General features: G+C 56.7%; 12 protein-coding genes. 6 read left to right on the top strand and 6 right to left on the bottom strand.

What is annotated here, in order from left to right; genetic code table 11:
- Nucleotides 1-94 precede the first annotated feature (94 nt).
- Genes N7922_RS11960 through N7922_RS11970 form a run of 3 tightly spaced genes read left to right on the top strand, consistent with a single transcriptional unit; the run spans nucleotide 95 to nucleotide 3,265 of the window.
- Nucleotides 95-2,731 carry a YdbH family protein gene (locus N7922_RS11960; RefSeq protein WP_263100722.1) on the top strand — a complete coding sequence of 879 codons (2,637 nt, stop codon included), beginning with the start codon at nucleotides 95-97 and terminating at the stop codon, nucleotides 2,729-2,731.
- Complete coding sequence (locus N7922_RS11965) at nucleotides 2,728-2,919, top strand: YnbE family lipoprotein (RefSeq protein WP_263100723.1); 192 nt, start codon at nucleotides 2,728-2,730, stop codon at nucleotides 2,917-2,919. Before N7922_RS11960 ends, N7922_RS11965 begins: the two co-directional genes overlap by 4 nt.
- 7 nt (nucleotides 2,920-2,926) lie before the next feature.
- Nucleotides 2,927-3,265, top strand: a complete 339-nt coding sequence (locus N7922_RS11970) for a YdbL family protein (RefSeq protein ID WP_263100893.1) — start codon at nucleotides 2,927-2,929, stop codon at nucleotides 3,263-3,265.
- Here N7922_RS11970 and N7922_RS11975 read toward each other — a convergent pair.
- A complete protein-coding gene (locus N7922_RS11975) occupies nucleotides 3,225-4,139 on the bottom strand; it encodes a LysR family transcriptional regulator (protein ID WP_263100724.1) in 915 nt (304 codons plus the stop codon). The genes N7922_RS11970 and N7922_RS11975 overlap by 41 nt on opposite strands.
- 260 nt (nucleotides 4,140-4,399) lie before the next feature.
- Here N7922_RS11975 and N7922_RS11980 point away from each other — a divergent pair, with 260 nt between their 5' ends.
- A complete protein-coding gene (locus N7922_RS11980) occupies nucleotides 4,400-4,876 on the top strand; it encodes a MarR family winged helix-turn-helix transcriptional regulator (protein ID WP_263100725.1) in 477 nt (158 codons plus the stop codon).
- Between the two features lie 12 nt (nucleotides 4,877-4,888).
- On the opposite strand, the gene azoR is transcribed toward N7922_RS11980, so the two are convergent.
- Complete coding sequence (gene azoR / locus N7922_RS11985) at nucleotides 4,889-5,494, bottom strand: FMN-dependent NADH-azoreductase (RefSeq protein WP_263100726.1); 606 nt, start codon at nucleotides 5,492-5,494, stop codon at nucleotides 4,889-4,891.
- A gap of 200 nt (nucleotides 5,495-5,694) precedes the next feature.
- On the opposite strand from azoR, the gene hrpA reads away from it, so the two are divergent.
- Complete coding sequence (gene hrpA, locus N7922_RS11990) at nucleotides 5,695-9,597, top strand: ATP-dependent RNA helicase HrpA (RefSeq protein WP_263100894.1); 3,903 nt, start codon at nucleotides 5,695-5,697, stop codon at nucleotides 9,595-9,597.
- Between the two features lie 58 nt (nucleotides 9,598-9,655).
- On the opposite strand, the gene N7922_RS11995 is transcribed toward hrpA, so the two are convergent.
- From N7922_RS11995 to N7922_RS12010, 4 genes are read right to left on the bottom strand one after another with little or no spacing between them, the layout of a single operon-like run.
- A complete protein-coding gene (locus tag N7922_RS11995; RefSeq protein ID WP_263100727.1) occupies nucleotides 9,656-10,315 on the bottom strand; it encodes an O-methyltransferase in 660 nt (219 codons plus the stop codon).
- A gap of 25 nt (nucleotides 10,316-10,340) precedes the next feature.
- Nucleotides 10,341-11,717 (bottom strand): efflux transporter outer membrane subunit, encoded by a 1,377-nt coding sequence (locus tag N7922_RS12000; protein ID WP_263100728.1) that lies wholly within the window; start codon nucleotides 11,715-11,717, stop codon nucleotides 10,341-10,343.
- Nucleotides 11,714-12,796 (bottom strand): HlyD family secretion protein, encoded by a 1,083-nt coding sequence (locus tag N7922_RS12005; protein ID WP_263100729.1) that lies wholly within the window; start codon nucleotides 12,794-12,796, stop codon nucleotides 11,714-11,716. Before N7922_RS12005 ends, N7922_RS12000 begins: the two co-directional genes overlap by 4 nt.
- A gap of 25 nt (nucleotides 12,797-12,821) precedes the next feature.
- Nucleotides 12,822-14,474, bottom strand: coding sequence for an MFS transporter (locus N7922_RS12010; protein WP_263100730.1), 1,653 nt, complete (start codon nucleotides 14,472-14,474; stop codon nucleotides 12,822-12,824).
- 180 nt (nucleotides 14,475-14,654) lie between these two features.
- On the opposite strand from N7922_RS12010, the gene N7922_RS12015 reads away from it, so the two are divergent.
- The gene (locus N7922_RS12015) at nucleotides 14,655-15,134 is read left to right on the top strand and encodes a GNAT family N-acetyltransferase (protein WP_263100731.1); all 480 of its coding nucleotides are present in this window, start codon (nucleotides 14,655-14,657) and stop codon (nucleotides 15,132-15,134) included.
- Nucleotides 15,135-15,228: the final 94 nt, after the last annotated feature.

The following is a 15,228-nucleotide window of genomic DNA, read 5'->3' on the forward strand; positions in this document are numbered from 1 at the left end:
AAAGCAGACCGCTGCTTCAAAGGCCTGGCCAGACGTGCCACAATAACGGGCAAAATCGGCTAAATCACAGACAACATCAGGATATTCCCTGCCCATGAAGGGTAAATACAAAGCCGCCATCGCACTGGTTTTATTGTTCATTCTACTGCCGTTAACGCTGCTGCTGACCCTTGCATACTGGGTGCCGACGCTTGCTGGCATCTGGCTGCCAGCAGGGACGCGCATCGTGATGGAAGCCAGCCCGCGACTGACCCGTCACGCCCTCAAAATCCCCGATTTACGCTATCTGGTCGGTGACTGCCAGCTTGCACATGTGCAAAACGCCGAGCTTACGCGCCCCAGTCGCTGGCAACTCCGTGTCGCCTCGCTGGACATTGACAGCGCCTGTCTGAATGCACTCCCGCCATCTGCATCGTCTTCCGCACCGCGCACTCTCGCGCAGTGGCGATCGATGCTGCCTTACACCTGGCTGACCGTTGATCGCGTAACGCTGAGTCCGTGGCAGGCATGGCAAGGTAAGCTACAGCTCGCGCTGACGCCTGCGACCCAGACACTGAGCTACACCGGGGAGCGGGTGGAGGTCAGCGCGCATTTGCGTGGTCAGGCACTGACGGTGAAACGGCTGGCAGTGCGCTTGTTTGACGATCAGCCCCCGTTAACACTCGGCGGCGAGTTTACGCTGCCTGAGATCCCACAGGGCGTGCCGGTCAACGGGCATATACAGAGCACGTTAACGTTGCCGCAGCAGCCAGGGCTGGTGGATACCGATCTGGAGTGGCGGAATAATGAAGGGCAACTGGTGGTGATGGCGCGCGACAGCGGCGATCCGCTGCTGGATCTGCCCTGGCAATTGACCCGCCAGCAACTCACCATCAGCGATGGGCGATGGAGTTGGCCCTATCAAGGGTTCCCACTCAGCGGTCGCGTCGGTCTGAAGATCGAAAACTGGCAACAGGGGCTGGAGAATGCCCTGTTCAGCGGCAGACTGAACGTGCTGACGCAGGGGGATGCGGGCAAAGGCAACGCGGTGCTGACCATCGGGCCGGGTCGCTTAAGCATGGACAACAGCGAAATGCCGTTGCAATTAACCGGGGAAGCCAAGCAGGGCGATCTGGTGTTTTATGCGGTACTGCCCGCCAGGTTGAGCGGCGCGCTTGACGATCCACAACTGGCGTTCACCCCAGGCGCACTGCTGCGCTCGCGTGGGCGCGTCATTGACTCACTGAATATTGATGAAGTGCGCTGGCCGCTGGCGGGCGTAAAGCTGACACAGCGGGGCATCGACGGGCGTTTACAAGCCATTTTGCACGCTCACGAAAATGCGATGGGCGACTTCCGGTTGCATCTGGATGGGCAAGCGCGGGATTTCTTGCCGGATGACGGTCTCTGGCGCTGGCGTTACTGGGGGGACGGGCATTTCACGCCAATGAATGCGCGCTGGGACGTTACCGGGCGCGGCGAGTGGAAGGATAACGCCATTACCCTGACCGATCTGTCGACCGGTTTTGATCAGTTGCAATATGGCGCCATGCGCATGACTACGCCAAGACTGGCGCTGGACGCGCCTGTCCGCTGGATCCGTGATGCCGAAAACCCACAATTTGATGGCGCGCTGACGCTGGATGCCGGGCAAACCACCTTTAGCGGCGGCAGCGTGTTACCGCCCTCAACGCTGAAGTTCCGCGTTGAGGGGACCGAGCCGACGCTGTTCCAGTTCAAAGGCGATCTGCGCGCCGACACTATCGGTCCGGTACAGGTTAACGGGCGCTGGGATGGAGAACGTCTGCGCGGGCAGGCATGGTGGCCTCGTCAGTCATTAACGGTATTTCAACCATTGATCCCCCCGGACTGGAAAATGAAATTGCTCGATGGCGCTTTGAATGCGCAGGTGGCGTTCTCCGCGGCAGCCGGTCAGGGATTTGCTGCGGGCGGTCATGGCGTACTGAAAAGCGGCAGTGTATGGACGCCGGATAACCAGATACGCGGCGTCGATTTTGTGCTGCCATTTCGCTATCGCGACGCGACCTGGCAATTAGGAACACGCCGCCCGGTGTCACTGCGTATCGGCGAAATTGTTAACCAGGTGACGGCGAAAAATTTCACCGCGGATTTACAGGGCGCCTGGCCGTGGAGCGAAGAAAACCCGCTGATCTTAAGTGACGTGAGCGTCGATGCTCTCGGTGGCAAAATCACCATGCAGCAGTTGCGGATGCCGCAGCACGATCCGGCGCTGTTGCGTCTTAACCATATCTCCTCCAGTGAACTGATAAGCGCGGTGAATCCGAAACAGTTTGCCCTCTCCGGGCCGTTCGACGGAGCGCTGCCGCTGTGGCTTGATAATCCGCAGTGGATTATCAAAGATGGCTGGCTGCATAATCCCGGTCCGATGACGCTGCGTATTGATAAAGACACGGCGGATGCGGTGGTCAATGACAATATGACTGCGGGCGCGGCCATTAACTGGCTGCGCTATATGGAAATTTCCCGGTCGTGGACCAGGATAAATCTGGATAATCTGGGCGTGTTAACCATGCAGGCCGCCATCAGCGGCACCAGTTTTGTCGAAGGCAAGAGCAGTACGGTAAATTTGAACTATACCCATGAAGAGAACGTCTTCACCTTATGGCGTAGTTTACGTTTTGGCGACAATTTGCAGTCATGGCTTGAGCAAAATGCGGCGCTGCCTGAAGCCCGCTGTGCGAAGGGCGAAGCGTGTGAGGAAAGAAAATGAAAACCCTGATAGCCGTGCCGGGCGTCCTGCTGGTGATGCTGCTTTCCGGCTGTACGCCGCGCATAGAAGTGGCGGCGCCGAAAGAACCGATCACCATCAATATGAATGTGAAGATCGAACATGAAATCCACATCAAAGTGGATAAAGACGTTGAAACCCTGCTGAAATCACGCAGCGATCTGTTCTGAGGCCATGATGAAAAAAAGAGTCGTAATGGCATTGCTGGCGATGAGCTTGCTCAGCACAACCGCACAGGCGCTGACCCTCGATGAAGCCCGCGCACAGGGGCGGGTGGGTGAAACGCTTACCGGCTACGTGGCGGCCATCAGCAAAGATAAAGAGACGCTGGCGCTGGTCGACCGGATTAACAAAGCGCGTACAGAAAGCTACCAGCAACTGGCGGATAGCAACAACATTCCGGTAGATGATGTGGCAAAAATGGCCGGGCAGAAACTGGTTGAGCGTGCCAAACCCGGCGACTATGTCCAGGGCATTAACGGTAAATGGCTGAAGAAGTCGCCAGCGAAGGATTGACCTCATCCTCCAGGTGCTGACGCAGCCAGGTCAGCGCCCGCTCGGCCCGGTGTGTTAACGGCCACTCAGCGCGGTGCACCAACCAGAGGGTATCAACCACATTCACGCTACTGCTGTTGACCTGCAATAAGTGCTGACGGGGGAAGGCGAGCCTGGCGTAGCGGGGCAGTACGGTAAAGCCGAGCCCGCGGGACACCGGTTCGGGGATAAGCCCGATATGATTGATAAAACCGCTGACCGGCAATGACTGAATGCCAGGGTTGCCAGGAAAACAGCGGCTCAGCAGGCGCGTTGCCATCGCGTTGCCGTCTGGGTGGTTGATAAACCCCAGCGATTGCAGATCCTGCCAACAAGACAAAACAAAACCGGCGGGCAGCAGCAGTTCCAGCGGCTCTTCGGTAAATTTATGCGCCGTCAAACGCGCGTCATCCGGTTTCTGTGTCACCAGGCCTATTTCGAAGCGGTTATTCAGCAATGCCGCAATCACATCCACATCGGGTGCGAAACTGTGGCGGATAGTGAATTCCGGTTGCGATTGTTGCAGCGTAAGCAGCAATGGGTAAATGCGTAAGCCAATGCTGCCGGGAGTGATGAGGCTAATTTCTCCGCCTTCGTTCACTTTATCATTCAGCCGGTGCTGCAGGCGCTTGTTGGCCTGTTCCAGTTCAAGACAATACTCCCGCAACGCCTGACCTTCCGGCGTCAGTTCTAACGGGCGTTTCGCCCGCAAAATCAACGTGCCGGTCTGCTGTTCCAACTGGCGTAAATGCTGGCTCACGGCAGCCTGAGTAATACCCAGCATATCGGCCGCGCGGGTGAAGGAGCCTGCCTGTATCAACGCCGAAAAGGAACGTAAAAGATGCGGATTGAACATAATGAAACTTTATAGAAATGATAAGTGAACGGCTATTTTCATTATAATTAGCCGGGTATAGGCTTGTCCACACGGCGATCGCTATCCCTGCGGGTGTGAATGCTCAAATAAACGTGGTGAATCCCCCTCTGCGGCGGGGCGCTTTTGATCGGTCAGGACATTGCTGCGCAAGCTATGCGATCAAACATAGCTTACCGGGAGGCACCCGGCGCCACTTCTCCTCTTTGCTGTGCTCAAACGTTTTTGCTCAGGATGAACGTATGGACAACCACGCGTGCTTATCGCGGGCGCATTTGCTCTATTTAGCTTCCCATAACCTGCAACTCCTGATCGAACAGAAAATCAAAGCGCACAACATCGGATTTAACAGCTGGTTGATCCTGGTGTGCATCCACAACGAAGCGGAAAAACTGACGCAGCGACAGCTGGCGCAACGCCTGGGATTAAAAGATCCCAGCGTGGGGGAGTTAGTAAAACACCTGATGAAGTTGAAGTTTATGGCCCGCGCGATTGATACTCGCGATCGGCGAAAATATGCGATAAAAATCACTGAGCAGGGGATCGTCATCTGCAACGAGATACACGCTATGCTGGCACCGCTGTTTAGCCATGTGTTCGATCTGCCAGCTGCGGAGTTGCAGCAGTTTGATGCCATACTGGAAAACATTCGTGCGGTGACGAAAGCGTCGATTGCACAGGAAGGGGATGTCGGAGAGATCCCTCCCACCGGGTGGTGAGAGGGAGAAATATCAGGCGGTGACCAGGCTGTCGATCGCCGCTTTCGCATCGTTCTGCGCTTTGGTTGCCACTTCCGGACCGTAAGCGATGCCTTCGGCGAAGACAAAGTTCACGTCGGTGATGCCGATAAAGCCGAGGAACAGTTTCAGGTACGGCGCGACCAGGTCAGTCGGGGTATCTTTGTGAATGCCGCCGCGGCTGGAGACAACCACCACGCGTTTGCCTTTCACCAGACCTTCCGGACCCTGCTCGGTGTAGCGGAACGTCACGCCAGCACGTGCAACCAGGTCAAAATAGTTTTTCAACTGCGTCGGGATGTTGAAGTTATACATCGGCGCGTTGATAACGATCACGTCATGAGCTTGCAGTTCAGCGATCAGCTCGTCGGACAGCGCCAGCGCTTCCTGCTGACGCGGAGTCAGCGGCGCATCGCTCGGGCGCAGCGCGCCAACCAGTTCGCCATCCAGCACCGGGATTGGGTTCGCGGCCAGGTCGCGAACGGTAATCTGATCGGCAGCGTGTTTTTCGCGCCACTGTTCAACGAAATAATCTGCCAACTGACCTGACTGTGAGTACCCTGCCAAAATACTGGATTTGAGAACTAATACTTTGCTCATTGGGTGTTTCCTTTGTTGTATTGATGTGGGTTGCCCCGTTTCTTCGTGACACTGTATGCACAATTCGCCAGCGTGAATAGCGCAATATATCGATTCCTATGTTCAAATTTCTTGAACAAGAAAAGGTGCGTCGCGATGTGGTATTCTATCGCGACTAAAAACTAAAGATGTTTACCGGCAGTGCTCTGCCCAATAACGCCATGACAGAACAAAATAAAGTAACGATTACCGATCTCCATCATCAACTCGATACGCTGATGCTGCGCGACAAGCAGCGCTTCGCCCGTCGCCTCCAGGGCAGTAAGAAAGTTAAAAATCCTGAATCTCAACAAGCGCTGTTCCGCGAGATAGCCCAGGAGATGGCCGGGGCGGCAGGGAAAGTCCTGCTGCGCGAAGCGGCGCGCCCGACCATCGACTATCCGGACAATTTACCGGTCAGCCAGAAGAAGCAGACCATCCTTGAGGCGGTGCGTGACCACCAGGTGGTGATTGTCGCCGGGGAAACCGGTTCCGGTAAAACCACGCAGTTGCCGAAAATTTGTATGGAGCTGGGGCGTGGTATTAAGGGCCTGATTGGCCATACGCAGCCGCGCCGTCTGGCGGCGCGCACCGTTGCTAACCGTATTGCCGAAGAGCTGAAAACCGAACCGGGCGGCTGCATCGGCTATAAAGTCCGCTTTAGCGATCACGTCAGCGATAACACCATGGTCAAGCTGATGACGGACGGGATTCTGCTGGCGGAAATCCAGCAGGATCGGCTGTTGATGCAGTACGACACCATCATTATCGATGAAGCGCACGAACGCAGCCTGAATATCGACTTCCTGCTGGGTTACCTGCGTGAACTGTTGCCACGCCGCCCCGATCTGAAAGTTATCATCACGTCGGCGACCATCGATCCGGAGCGCTTTTCACGCCACTTCAATAATGCGCCCATCATTGAAGTGTCCGGTCGCACCTATCCGGTCGAAGTGCGTTATCGCCCGATTGTCGAAGAAGCGGACGACACGGAACGCGATCAGTTACAGGCAATTTTTGACGCGGTTGATGAATTGGGGCGCGAAAGCGCGGGCGACATTCTGATTTTCATGAGCGGTGAGCGTGAAATCCGCGATACCGCCGATGCACTCAGTAAGCGTGATTTGCGTCATACCGAGATCCTGCCGCTGTACGCGCGGTTGTCCAACAGCGAACAGAACCGGGTCTTCCAGCCGCACAGCGGTCGACGCATTGTGCTGGCGACCAACGTGGCGGAAACATCGCTCACCGTGCCGGGGATTAAATATGTGATCGATCCCGGAACGGCGCGTATCAGTCGTTACAGCTACCGCACCAAAGTGCAGCGCCTGCCCATCGAACCGGTGTCGCAGGCCTCTGCCAATCAGCGTAAAGGTCGTTGCGGCCGTGTATCGGAAGGGATCTGTATTCGCCTCTATTCCGAAGACGATTTCCTGTCGCGCCCGGCGTTCACCGACCCGGAAATTCTGCGCACCAACCTGGCTTCAGTCATTTTGCAGATGACCGCGCTGGGGCTGGGCGACATCGCCGCATTCCCGTTTGTGGAAGCCCCGGACAAACGCAATATCCAGGACGGGGTTCGCCTGCTGGAAGAGCTGGGCGCCATCACTACTGATGAGCAGCAAGTGGCCTATAAACTGACGCCGATGGGGCGTCAGCTGTCGCAGTTGCCGGTGGATCCGCGTCTGGCGCGCATGGTGCTGGAGGCGCAAAAACACGGTTGCGTGCGCGAGGCCATGATCATTACCTCTGCGCTGTCGATTCAGGATCCGCGTGAGCGTCCGCTGGACAAAAAGCAGGCATCGGATGAGAAACACCAGCGCTTCCACGATAAAGAGTCCGATTTCCTCGCGTTTGTGAATTTGTGGAACTATCTCGGCGAGCAGCAAAAAGCGCTCTCCTCGAATCAGTTCCGCCGCCAGTGCCGGGTTGATTACCTTAACTACCTGCGCGTGCGCGAATGGCAGGATATCTATACCCAACTGCGCCAGGTGGTGAAAGAACTGGGGATACCGGTGAACAGCGAACCGGCGGAGTACCGTGAAATCCATATCGCCTTGTTGACCGGTTTGCTGTCGCACATTGGTATGAAAGATGCCGACAAGCAGGAGTTCACCGGTGCGCGTAATGCGCGTTTTTCTATCTTCCCCGGCTCCGGATTATTTAAAAAACCGCCAAAATGGACGATGGTCGCAGAGCTGGTGGAAACCAGCCGTCTGTGGGGGCGTATTGCCGCGCGAATCGATCCGGAATGGGTTGAACCGCTGGCGCAACATTTGATCAAGCGCTCCTACAGTGAACCGCACTGGGAGCGGGCGCAGGGCGCGGTGATGGCCACGGAGAAAGTGACGGTCTACGGTTTGCCCATTGTCGCTGCGCGCAAGGTCAACTACAGCCAGATCGATGCAGCGCTGTGCCGCGAGTTGTTTATCCGCCACGCGCTGGTTGAAGGCGACTGGCAAACCCGCCATGCGTTCTTCCGCGACAACCTGAAACTGCGTGCAGAAGTGGAAGAGCTGGAGCACAAATCCCGCCGCCGCGACATTCTGGTGGACGACGAAACGCTGTTTGAGTTTTACGATCAGCGCATCAGCCATGAGGTGATTTCCGCCCGTCATTTTGACAGTTGGTGGAAAAAGGCCAGCCGCGAGACGCCGGACCTGCTCAACTTTGAGAAGAGCATGCTGATCAAAGAGGGGGCGGAGAGCGTCAGCAAGCTGGATTACCCCAACTTCTGGCATCAGGGTAACCTGAAACTGCGCCTCAGCTACCAGTTTGAACCGGGTACGGATGCCGACGGCGTGACGGTGCATATTCCCTTGCCGCTGCTCAACCAGGTGGAAGAGAGCGGGTTTGAATGGCAGATCCCCGGTTTGCGCCGTGAACTGGTGATTGCCCTGATCAAATCGTTACCGAAGCCGACGCGACGCAATTTTGTCCCGGCGCCAAACTACGCCGAGGCGTTTCTGGGGCGGGTCACACCGCTGGAACTGCCGTTGCTGGATGCGCTGGAACGTGAACTGCGCCGTATGACCGGTGTGACCATTGATCGCGACGACTGGCACTGGGATCAGGTGCCTGAGCACCTGAAAATCGCATTCCGCGTGGTGGATGACAAAAACAAAAAGCTGCTTGAAGGGCGTTCGCTGGCTGAGCTGAAAGAGAGCCTGAAAGGCAAAGTGCAGGAGACGCTCTCCGCCGTTGCCGATGACGGCATCGAACAGAGCGGGTTACATATCTGGAGTTTTGGCACGCTGGCGGAAAGCTATGAGCAGAAGCGCGGCAACTATAAGGTCAAAGCCTGGCCTGCACTGGTGGACGAGCGCGACAGTGTGGCGATCAAGCTGTTTGATAACCCGCAGGAGCAGCAACAGGCGATGTGGCGCGGTATCCGCCGTTTGCTGCTGCTGAACATTCCTTCGCCGATTAAGTACCTGCACGAAAAACTGCCTAACAAAGCCAAACTGGGGCTCTACTTTAACCCGTACGGCAAAGTGCTGGATCTGATTGATGACTGTATCTCCTGCGGCGTGGATAAGCTGATTGACGACGCGGGTGGCCCGGTGTGGACGGAGGAGAACTTCGCCGCGCTGCATGAGAAGGTTCGTGCAGAGCTGAATGACACGGTGGTGGAGATAGCCAAACAGGTCGAGCAGATCCTGACGACGGTCTTTAACATCAACAAGCGGCTGAAAGGGCGCGTGGACATGACCATGGCGCTGGGGCTGTCCGACATCAAAGCGCAGATGAGCGGTCTGGTATACCGCGGATTTGTCACCGGGAATGGTTTCCGCCGCCTGGGCGATACGCTGCGTTATTTGCAGGCGATTGAGAAACGGCTGGAGAAACTGGCGATTGATCCGCACCGCGATCGCGCGCAGATGCTGAAAGTCGAGCAGACACAGCAGGCATGGCAGCAGTGGCTGAATAAGCTCCCGCCAGCGCGTCGCGAAGAGGAGGACGTCAAAGCGATCCGTTGGATGATCGAAGAACTGCGCGTCAGCTATTTTGCGCAGCAACTCGGTACGCCGTACCCCATCTCCGATAAGCGTATTTTGCAGGCGATGGAGCAAATCAGCGGGTAACTGCTCTCTGCTTTTCCAGGCCGGATACGGGTGTCTGCCGCTATCCGGCATTGTCCTTTCAGGCGTTTACCCACGCCAGGGTAAAGCCATCCCAGCCTTTGACGCCCACCGTTTGCATGGCGGTGGCCGTCAGCCGCGGCTCTGCGCCCATCATCTCAATAAAGGTACGTACGCCCTGTACGCTGGCATCGGTGGTCACCGGGTTGGTGACTTCACCGTTGCGCACCACATTATCGCCAATAATCAGCGTACCCGGGCGCGCATAGTGCAGCGCCCATTTCAGGTAATTCGGGTTATTGGGTTTATCCGCATCGATAAACACCAGGTCAAACGGCGGGCGGTCGCCGAGATTTTCCAGCGTGTGCAATGCCGGGCCTTCCGCGACGGTGACCCGGTCCGCCACACCGGCGAAATGCAGGTTTTCCCGGGCGATGGCGGCATGTAACGGATCGGCTTCCAGCGTTAACAGTTCGCCGCCAACGGGCAATTCTCGCGCCATCCACAATGTGCTGTAACCGCCCAGCGTGCCAATTTCCAGGATGCGTTTTGCCCGCACCATGCGCACAAACAGCGCCAGTAGCTGCCCCTGCACAGGCGAAACATCGATGCCGGGGAGCCCGGCGCGCTGGTTGTTCGCCAGCACCTGCGCCAGAACCTCATCTTCGGCAATCAACTGTTTTTCTAAGTACTCATCAACCATGGACCACTTTTGCTGCATAGCATTACCTCTGGTGTTTGATCACTTAATGTAGCCCGGACCACCCTCCGCCCAGCGCGCGGTAGAGATCCACCTGCGCCAGCAACAGATTATTTTTCACCTGCACGGCATTAAGCTGGGTGGAAAACAGCGTACGCTGCGCGTCCAGTACATCCAGATAGGAGGAATAACCGTTGCGATAACGGTTTTGTGCAATCCTCAGTGTCTCCTGAGCGACCTGCTCCTGCCCGGTCAGCTCACTCAGTTGCTCGTCAAGACGGGTGATGGCATCCAGGCTGTCGTTCACCTCTTTGAACGCGCTGCGCACGGTTTTTTCATAGGTGTAAAGCGCCTGATTCCGCTGGGACATCGACACATCTACCTGCGCATTTAACGCCTGCCGGTTAAGCAATGGCGCCAGAATACTGCCACCCAGACTCCATAACCGCAGTGGGTTATCGAGCAGACCGGGCAGCGTATCGTCCTGCATACTGCCGGACGCGGTCAGATTGATCGAGGGCAGTAACTTCGCCTGCGATGACGCCAGCGTTGCATCGGCGGCAACCAACTGACGCTGCGCCTGGACGATGTCCGGTCGTCGGTTCAGCAGGGTTGACGGTAGCTGCGAAGGCAGGGTGAGTGGGGTGAGTCCGGCAAACGCGCTGCGTGCAATCGCCCCTGGATTACGGCCCAACAACAGGCTCAGCGCGTTCTCTTGCTGATGGATTTGATGCTGTAGCACCGGCACCTGCGCCCGCGTTGCTCGCAGTTCTGAATCGGATTGCATCAACTCCAATCGTGAAGTATAGCCTGTTTCATACTGGCGACGGGCGAGCAGCAAGGCTTCTTCCCGGGCTTTTAGCGTCGCACGGGTGACGCGGAGTTGTTCATCCAGCGACAGTAAAGTCAGATAACCCGTTGCCACGTTTGTGGCGACCGTCAGATCTGCGGCGGCGGCGGCCGCTTTTTGCGCTTCCAGCGACGCATCCGCTGCGTGCGCCGCGCTGCGATTCGCCCCCCACAGATCCACCGTGTAACTGGCGGTCAGGTTGCCTTTATACACCGTACTGTGGACTGGCAACCCCGTGGCGGCAGACTGCGAACGGGCACGCGTCGCGGAAAGCCCTGCATCCAGCTCAGGGAACAGCGCGCTGTCGGCCGCATAAACCCGCGCCTGATATTCGTTAACCCGTTCGCGGGCAATCAACACATCGCTGTTATAGTGCAGCGCCTGATCGACAAACTGATTAAGCTGCGTGTCGTGAAACTGACGCCACCAGACGCGGTCTATTTTGCTGAGCGGGCCAGCGTCGCTGCGCCATGCCGCAGGAATGTGCAGCGTCGGCTGCGCCTGTTCGATCTGTGCGGACTGGCAGCCGCTAAGCGTCACGGTCAGCGCAACAAGGGCGCTGCGCAGCCTCATTTCTGCGTCTCCTGGGTATCAATATGCACCTGTACGGACATGCCAGGGCGCAGGCGCGCCAGCGTTTCCGGTTTTGCGTCAACGGCAATGCGTACCGGAATACGCTGGGCGATCTTGACGAAATTGCCGGTGGCGTTGTCCGGGCTGACCGCGCTGAATTCGACGCCGGTTGCCGGAGAGATGCTTTCCACGTGCCCCTGCCAGGTCTCGTCATCCAGCGCATCAACGGTGAAATGCACGGGCTGGCCGATCTGCACGTTCGCCAACTGTGTCTCTTTCAGATTGGCAATCACCCAGCGCTGCGCCGGAACCAACGACGTTAAATGCGTCCCCGCGCTGACATAAGCGCCTAAACGGACACTGATCTGCCCGAGTTGCCCGTCGCGCGGGGCAACAATGCGCGTGTTTTGCAAATCTATTTGCGCCAGCTCCAGCGCCGCATTGGCATTTTCGACGTCTGCCTGCAACGAGGCGCGGTTAATAATGGTGGTTTGCAAATCCTGGCGGGACATCTCCAGCGTGGCCTGCGCCTGAGCGATAGTGGCAGTGTTTTGCGCGGCGGTCGCCAGCGCCGCATCGCGTTCGCGAATCGACAGCGAACCGTCTGCCGTGAGCTCTTTCACGCGCTTAAGGTCCGCCTGCGATTTTAAATCCTGTGCTTTCGCGCTGGCTAACGCCGCTTCATTCCGTGCGATCACCGCCTGGGCGCTTTTGCGTTGCTGGAGATTATTTTCCAGCGCCGCGGTTTTCATCGCCAGCGTCGCCTGCGCCTGGTGAACGCGCTGGCGGTAGATGCGGTCATCGATCTGCATAATCAGATCGCCTTTTTTCACCCCGGCAAAATCCTGAACCGGGACTTCCGTAATATAGCCGTTCACCTGTGGGCTGATAAAGGTGGTCTGCCCGCGCACATAGGCGTTATCCGTAAACTGTGAATGGCGGGTAAAAGGGGGCAGTTGCCACGCGTAGAGGATCACCAGTACGCCAACCAGGCCTATCGCGGCGGCGGCAAAAATGGAGACCACGCGCAAATTACTGCGGGTATTTGCCTGCGCTTTGGCGGCATCCTGCTGACTCATAAACACTCCGGGAATAATAGCGACATTATTTGGTTCCTGTTGCCCGTCTCAGTGCCAGACGAGCCGTTATACGCAGGCGCAACAAGCGCCACAAAATCCAGATCAGCGTGGCCGCGGCCACCGAAGCCGTTAGCAGATAAGTATCGTTGTACGCGAGGATATTCGCTTCCAGCGTTGAGACGTTTTGTAACTGCGTCACCGCCTGCGTACTTAACAGCGTACTATCGCCGATCATGCTCTGGTAAAGCTGACTGTAGAGTTGCAGTCGTTCATTGATGACCGGGTTTAATGTGGTGAGCTGATCCGCCAGCAGGCTGGAGTGATATTTTTCCCGCCAGGTTTGAAAGGTGCCTAAAATCGCCGAGCCCAGCAGACCGCCGATATTCTGGCTCATACCGAACAGCACCGAGAAGCTGACCAGATTGCGCGGCTCCGCAACAACGCCGCCAATGCCTGCCAGCATGGCCGGGGCAATAAAAAACGCACTGGCGAAGCCGAGCAAAAACTGGCTGATCAAAAGCTGATCGGGGCGCGTCAGGCTGGTGGACTGGCTGTCCATCAGCGAGGCAATAATCATCAGTGCCAGTGAGGTGACAATCGGCCAGGCCAGACGCTGCGGTTTGATGGTTAAGCAACTGGCGACAATACCGCAAACGATCCCGGCGAGAATCGACCAGGCAAGGTGAGTCATTTGATCGTTTTGCAAACCGACATACTGCAGCCAGCCAAAAACACCGGTGTTTTGTTCCGCCAAAACAATACGGATCAGCAGCATAATCAGGCCGAGGCGAACAATACTGCCGCTGGAAAGCCAGCGGGTATTGAGCAAGGGGTTGCTGCGGTTATGTTCGAACACCATAGCGCAGACGATCAGGACAACGGCTCCGGCGAGCGACCAGCCAATCCACGGCGCTTCAAACCACCAGTCCAGACGCCCCAGCGACAACACTGCGCAGAGGAGTGCGATACCCGGCGCCAGCAGGAAAAAAGTAATAAAGTCCTTCTTCTCAAACACTTTTCTGCGGTCGCCTGGCGGCAGTTTCAGCGCAATCACGCAACCGAGTGACATCAGCGCCAACCCCAGTTCAAAAAAGTAGAGGCCGCGCCACTCGTCGAGTTGCAACAGTTCGGTGGAGAAGAGACGCGCGACCGGGATCGCCAGTGTGGAACCGGTGATGCCGATGGTCAGCGCTTTTAACCGGTGTTTCGCGGGCCAGGCCTGGATCTGGTAATAGATGCCTAATGAGCTGAGCGCCGCCGCCACCATGCCATGTGCGGCGCGAACAATCAGCGCGGAACTCAGATCGTTAACGAACAGATGGAAAAACGTCACCAGTACGTACAGCACCAGAAACCCTTCGGTAAAGGCGCGCAAACCGTACTGCTGGCGGAACTTTACCAACAGCAGGTTAATGGAGACGTTGGTCATGACGTACACGGCGGGTAACCATGCAATCTCGGTAGACCAGGCGGCAAAGGTACCCTGCAGGTTTTGCAGGTTCGCCGTGACCATGGCATTGCCCAGCGCGCCGGTCATGCAGACCAGCAGGCCCACAATGCCGTAGGCGATACGCCGTGGCGTACTGTGAAACGGTGTGGAGGGCGAACCCAGCAGTACCGGTTTTTCATGGGGCGCCCATTCACGCGGTGCGTACGGATCGCGTTTCGGTAAACGCATCAGGTCTCCTCAACCTTGCGTAACAGCAATAGATGTTGTCAGTGTAAATAGTTAGGGCGCTAATGATTCTACGTGCGCTGGTAAACAGAATGCAAGTGCATAAGAACATGATAGATTACGCACAGTAAGCAATCTGCTTAAGTGATAAGAAATAAGCCCACATAAGGTGACAGTGTCACAATGAACCGTATCACTATTACTGTAACGACACCTTCCGAACCGGCGTGCCTGCAACTGCAGGATGCGCTTTCTGACCATCTTCAGGCGTTAACCGGCAGTAGCGGCAGGGCATCTTTTGATCCCCAGGCGTGGGGGAAAAATGACTTTTTCCTGCTGGCGCAAGACGAAAACCAGCACGCTGTAGGTTGTGTGGCGGTGCGTAGCGTGTCCGACACGGTGGGTGAAATAAAACGCATGTATGCCCGACCGGGTACGCGCGGGGTTGGCGCACAACTGCTGCATGCGCTGGAAGCCAAAGCGCTGGCGCAGGGATATTGCAGCCTGTGGCTGGAAACCCGCAGAATTAATCAACGGGCGCTCGACTTTTATCTGCGTAATGGTTACTGCATTCGCGAAAATTACGGGCGTTATGTCGGTAATCCGCAAGCCGTCTGCTTTGAAAAAACGCTGGTGCCGCCAGCCGAAGCGGACGGCAAGTAAATCACACAGGGATGTTTGAACAATCCGATAGCCCCAACTGCAATCTCGGTGATTTGGGGTGTTTGTGCTTATTTTAATTTTGTTACAGAAACTT

It is taken from the genome of Kosakonia sp. ML.JS2a (assembly GCF_025642095.1).
Lineage (GTDB): Bacteria > Pseudomonadota > Gammaproteobacteria > Enterobacterales > Enterobacteriaceae.

Excerpts from the sequence above, each read along its gene's own strand:
- N7922_RS11960 (WP_263100722.1), top strand. The coding sequence starts at position 95 with ATGAAGGGTAAATACAAAGCCGCCATCGCACTGGTTTTATTGTTCATT.
- N7922_RS11965 (WP_263100723.1), top strand. The coding sequence starts at position 2,728 with ATGAAAACCCTGATAGCCGTGCCGGGCGTCCTGCTGGTGATGCTGCTT.
- N7922_RS11970 (WP_263100893.1), top strand. The coding sequence starts at position 2,927 with ATGAAAAAAAGAGTCGTAATGGCATTGCTGGCGATGAGCTTGCTCAGC.
- N7922_RS11975 (WP_263100724.1), bottom strand. The coding sequence starts at position 4,139 with ATGTTCAATCCGCATCTTTTACGTTCCTTTTCGGCGTTGATACAGGCA.
- N7922_RS11980 (WP_263100725.1), top strand. The coding sequence starts at position 4,400 with ATGGACAACCACGCGTGCTTATCGCGGGCGCATTTGCTCTATTTAGCT.
- azoR (WP_263100726.1), bottom strand. The coding sequence starts at position 5,494 with ATGAGCAAAGTATTAGTTCTCAAATCCAGTATTTTGGCAGGGTACTCA.
- hrpA (WP_263100894.1), top strand. The coding sequence starts at position 5,695 with ATGACAGAACAAAATAAAGTAACGATTACCGATCTCCATCATCAACTC.
- N7922_RS11995 (WP_263100727.1), bottom strand. The coding sequence starts at position 10,315 with ATGCAGCAAAAGTGGTCCATGGTTGATGAGTACTTAGAAAAACAGTTG.
- N7922_RS12000 (WP_263100728.1), bottom strand. The coding sequence starts at position 11,717 with ATGAGGCTGCGCAGCGCCCTTGTTGCGCTGACCGTGACGCTTAGCGGC.
- N7922_RS12005 (WP_263100729.1), bottom strand. The coding sequence starts at position 12,796 with ATGAGTCAGCAGGATGCCGCCAAAGCGCAGGCAAATACCCGCAGTAAT.
- N7922_RS12010 (WP_263100730.1), bottom strand. The coding sequence starts at position 14,474 with ATGCGTTTACCGAAACGCGATCCGTACGCACCGCGTGAATGGGCGCCC.
- N7922_RS12015 (WP_263100731.1), top strand. The coding sequence starts at position 14,655 with ATGAACCGTATCACTATTACTGTAACGACACCTTCCGAACCGGCGTGC.